We start from the raw sequence: 511 nt of genomic DNA, 5'->3' as shown, positions 1-511 counted from the left end.
CGCCATCGGATTCCGCCGGCTGGGCGGCGTCGCCGTTCCGGCGGCCGTCCCACCGCCGGCGCCGGCCCACGAATCCACCGCTCACCCCATTTCGGAGGAACCCTTATGACCACACTCGAACCGTCCGCGGTGACGGCGGACTTCGATGTCTCGACGGTTGTACGACACGATCGAGTGCACGGTTCGGTGTACACCTCACCCGAGATATTCCAGCGGGAGCTGGACACGATCTTCCGCCGCGGCTGGGTGTATGTGGCGCACGAGAGCGAGGTCAGCGAGCCGGGCGACTATCTGACCCGCCGGATCGGCACCGATCCCGTGGTCGTGGTGCACGGCCGCGACGGCGAGATCCGGGTGCTGCTGAATCGGTGCACGCATCGGGCGAACAAGCTGTGCAATGCCGAGAAGGGCAGCGCGACCTCGTTCCGCTGCCCCTATCACGGCTGGACCTTCAGCAACACTGGTGCCCTGAGTGCGGTTCCGATGCGGGAGGGCTACGGCGAGACCTTCC

At 66.9% G+C, this 511-nt stretch carries 1 protein-coding gene; it reads left to right on the top strand.

What is annotated here, in order from left to right; genetic code table 11:
• Positions 1–105: 105 nt before the first annotated feature.
• The coding region (locus C5E41_RS33115; protein WP_181063544.1) for an aromatic ring-hydroxylating oxygenase subunit alpha at positions 106–511 on the top strand (406 nt) is incomplete at its 3' end.

Origin of the sequence: Nocardia nova (assembly GCF_002933465.1) — a bacterium.
Lineage (GTDB): Bacteria > Actinomycetota > Actinomycetes > Mycobacteriales > Mycobacteriaceae > Nocardia > Nocardia nova_B.
This window is presented reverse-complemented; position numbering and strand designations above follow the sequence as displayed.